Annotated in this window: 2 protein-coding genes; both read left to right on the forward strand. The window is 56.6% G+C overall.

Translation table 11 applies throughout. The features are described from left to right. The coding region (locus ACEW8P_RS04735; RefSeq protein ID WP_373511954.1) for a family 78 glycoside hydrolase catalytic domain at positions 1–2,137 on the forward strand (2,137 nt) is incomplete at its 5' end. Between the two features lie 74 nt (positions 2,138–2,211). Next, complete coding sequence (locus ACEW8P_RS04740) at positions 2,212–3,978, forward strand: arylsulfatase (RefSeq protein WP_373511955.1); 1,767 nt, start codon at positions 2,212–2,214, stop codon at positions 3,976–3,978. Positions 3,979–3,985: the final 7 nt, after the last annotated feature.

Here is a 3,985-nt window from a genome sequence, read left to right on the forward strand (position 1 = left end):
CGTCAACGGTCGGGAGGTCGCCTACGGCCCGCAGTTGGGCGATGTGCTTCACTGGCGCTACGAAACCCTCGACCTCGCGCCTTTCCTGAAAAAGGGGGTGAACCTGATTGCCGCCGAGGTAATGAACTGGGGCGCCGACCGTGCCTTCGGTATCGTTTCTTTTCGCACGGCTTTCATGCTGCAAGGGCATTCCGAGCCGGAATGCATCGTCAACTCCGGCAGCTCCAATGGCTGGAAGGTACTGAAAAACGAGGCTATTTTTGAAAGAGAGGTAGTTTGGCGGGGCGGTACCGAAATCATCGGCGGCTTTTATGCTGCCAATCCCACCGACTCCATCGCGGCAGCAAAGTACCCCTGGGGCTGGCAAGAAATGACCTACGACGACGGCGATTGGAAAAAATCCGAAGCCCTTTACATGAAACCCCTCACCGCCGGAGCCAGCCACGCCTGGACACTGCAGCCCCGCACCACGGCCCGGCAGGTGGACGAAAAACAGCCCTTCACCCGCGTCGCGCGCAGCGACTTAAAAGCCGTGGCAGTGGGCGCGGTTTTTGGCAAGAAACCCATCGAAGTACCCGCCCGTTCCCGCCACAAAATCCTGATCGACCAGGGTGAGGTGACGCTCGGCTACCCAAAGTTGCAGGTGTCGGGCGGCAAGAACACCACGATCAAAATCAAGTACTCCGAAGCACTCTACAACGCCAACAACCAAAAGGGCAACCGCAACGACCTGACGGGCAAAACCATCAAGGGTATCAGCGATGTGTACTTTCTGGACGGCGGGAAAAACCGCGTCTTCCAGCCGATCTGGTTCCGAGCGTTCCGCTTCATTGAACTCGACATTACGACCGCCGACGAACCGCTCGTCATCGAAGACTACTACAACATGTACTCCGCCAGCCCGATTCCGGTCGTGGCTTCTTTCGAAACTTCAAACCCGCTTTACGCCCAGGTATGGGACATCTGCTGGCGTACGCTGCGGCTTTGCGCCCAGGACAACCTGATGAGCGACATCTACTACGAAACCATGCAGTACGTCGGCGATCTGCGGCCCCACCTGATGGCCTACACCGCCCTCACGGGCGACCTGACCTATTTCCGCAGCGCGATGGAACAGTTCAACAACTCGCGCCTGCCCGACGGCAACATTCCGAGTTGCTATCCGCTCAAAGCCACGTTCGTGCATCCGACCTACTCGCTGATCTGGATCGACATGCTGCACGACCTGATGATGCTCAACGGCGAAAAAGATTTGCTCAAAAGCTACACGGGCGAGATTCAGGAGGTCTTCGACTACTACGAAACGCTTGTCAATGAGAACGGCCTGGTGGGAAAATCGGCCTACCCGATGTTCATAGACTGGTACGTGCCGAAGGGCGGGAACTCCGTTGCCAACAAAGAAGGCAACTCGGCCATCCTGACGCTGAACTACGCCTACACTCTCGGCAAAGCCGCCGAGATATTGGATTACCTGGGTCAGGGCGAGAAAGCCGCCTTCTACCGCACGGAAGGACGCAAGTACGCCGAGATCGTCCGCAAGCTTTGCTTCGACCCGGCGCGTGGCGTTTATCTAGATAATCCGGAGGTGGAATTCTACGACCAGCGGGCCAGCATCCTGGCCGTGCTGACGGGGGCGCATTCCGAGAAAGAGAATAAGGTACTTATGGAGAAGGTACTCGACGAAGCTACCGCCTTCGACAGCCGCGCCAATCTTTTCTACTATGTCTATCTTTTCGAGGCGATGGAAAAAACGGGGGTAGGCGATTTTACCAAAGAACTGAAACCCTGGCAGGACATCATCGCCGCCGGGATGAAAGCGACGCCCGAGAAACGCATCGAGCAAAACCCCCGTTCGGAAGTACATCCCTGGACGGCCCACCCGGTGCATTTTTATTACAGCCTGGTGGCGGGGATTCGACCTACTTCGCCGGGATTTGCTACCGTTCGCATCGCGCCGCAGCCGGGGGATTTGAAATTTATTAAAGCCAAATACCCTACGCCCAGAGGCATGATCGAACTCGACCTTCGCTTTGAAGGAAAACTGATGGGGACGATCACTTTGCCCGCCGGGATGCAGGGGGAATGGGTCTGGGAAGGAAAGACAGTCCCTCTGAAAGCAGGGGAAACGACCTTATGAATTTATCACCAAAAATACCCTCCAGTAAAAACAATCCCTGTTCTTATAATCACTTATCCAAAGATCGAAAGTCTATGAACCTCAACCCCAAACTACTGACTGCCATTATTCTGCTGGGAGGTACGATCTGTTCTTGCAACAAGAATACCCAGAAAACCGGAAGTACCTCCCAACCACCCAACATTATCCTAATTATGGCCGATGATATGGGTTACTCCGACATCGGTTGCTACGGCAGCGAGATCCGGACGCCCGTGCTGGACGGATTGGCGACCAACGGACTGCGATTGTCCCAATTCTACAACACCGCCCGCTGCTGCCCGACCCGAGCCTCGCTGCTCACCGGACTTTTTCCGGCCCAAACGGGCATCGGGATGATGACGGACGACAACGGACTGCCCGGCTACCGGGGCGACCTGAACCAACAATGCGTCACCATCGCCGAAGTACTCAAAACGGCGGGCTACGCTACCTACATGTCGGGCAAATGGCACGTCACCAACCATTTCGAGGAAGTAGATTCGCTGCAACACAACTGGCCCCGGCAGCGCGGATTCGATAAGTTTTACGGTACCATTATCGGAGCGGGTAGTTTCTGGGACCCCTTCCGATTGGCTCGGGACAATACCTACATTACCCCCGAAAACGACCCGGACTATCAGCCCAACCAATACTACTATACCGACGCCATCAGCGACAACGCGGTGCGGTACATCGATCAGCACCAGCAGGAAGCAAAAAAAGAGGATCCGAACGCGGCACCGCCTTTCTTCATGTACGTAGCCTACACCGCCGCGCACTGGCCTCTGCACGCGCCCGAGGAAGAAATAGCCGCCTACAAAGGGCAGTACGACGCTGGCTTTGAACCCATCCGGCAGAAGCGATTCGCCCGCCTGAAAGAAGAAGGCTTGATCCAGGAAGACTGGAAAATGAGCGAGGCCGTGGCCCGCTGGGACACCATGCCCGACCAAGCCTGGCACGCCCGCAACATGGAAACCTACGCCGCCATGGTTACCCGCATGGACAAAGGCATCGGTAAAATTGTGGACGCGCTCCGCGAACGCGGCGAGCTGGACAACACGCTGATTCTGTTTTTGCAAGACAACGGGGCCTGCGCCGAAGAGGTGTATTGGCTGGGCAAAATGGACGATGACGAAGCGGTGATCGCCCAAAACCGGGTGCCGATGGGAAAAGACGAGTTGCAACTGCGAATGGCTCCCCTGAAAACTCGAAGCGGGGTGCCGCTCATTGTGCAAAGTACCGCCGTTATGGCGGGCCCCGACTCCTCTTACCACGGCTATGGCCCCACCTGGGCCAATGTATCGAACACGCCCTTTCGCAAGTTCAAACACTGGACTCACGAGGGCGGCATCGCTACGCCGCTCATTGTCCATTGGCCCGCTGCGGTCAAGGCCCAAGGCCAACTCCGGCACCAACCGGGCCAACTCGTGGACATCATGGCGACCTGCGTGGACGCGGCGGGCGCAACCTACCCGACCAGACATAAAAATAACGACATCACGCCCGCCGAAGGCGTTAGTCTGCTGCCGGTTTTCGCAAAGGATGGTACTTTGAAGAGAGAGACGCTGTTTTTTGAACACGAGGGCAACCGCGCCATCCGCAAAGGCAACTGGAAACTAGTCTCGAAAGCACATAATCGGCCGGGCGTTTATAGCAAGATCAACCAAATACCCGAAGGGGAATGGGAGCTGTTCGATTTGGCAAAAGACCGTACCGAAATGAACGATTTGGCCCGGCAGCACCCGGCCATGGTCAAGGAGCTTTCCAGTACCTGGCAGCAATGGGCGGCCCGTACGCAGACTATCCCCAAACCGCAGTAAAGCAGTT

This window comes from Persicitalea sp. (assembly GCF_041751555.1).
Lineage (GTDB): Bacteria > Bacteroidota > Bacteroidia > Cytophagales > Spirosomataceae > Persicitalea.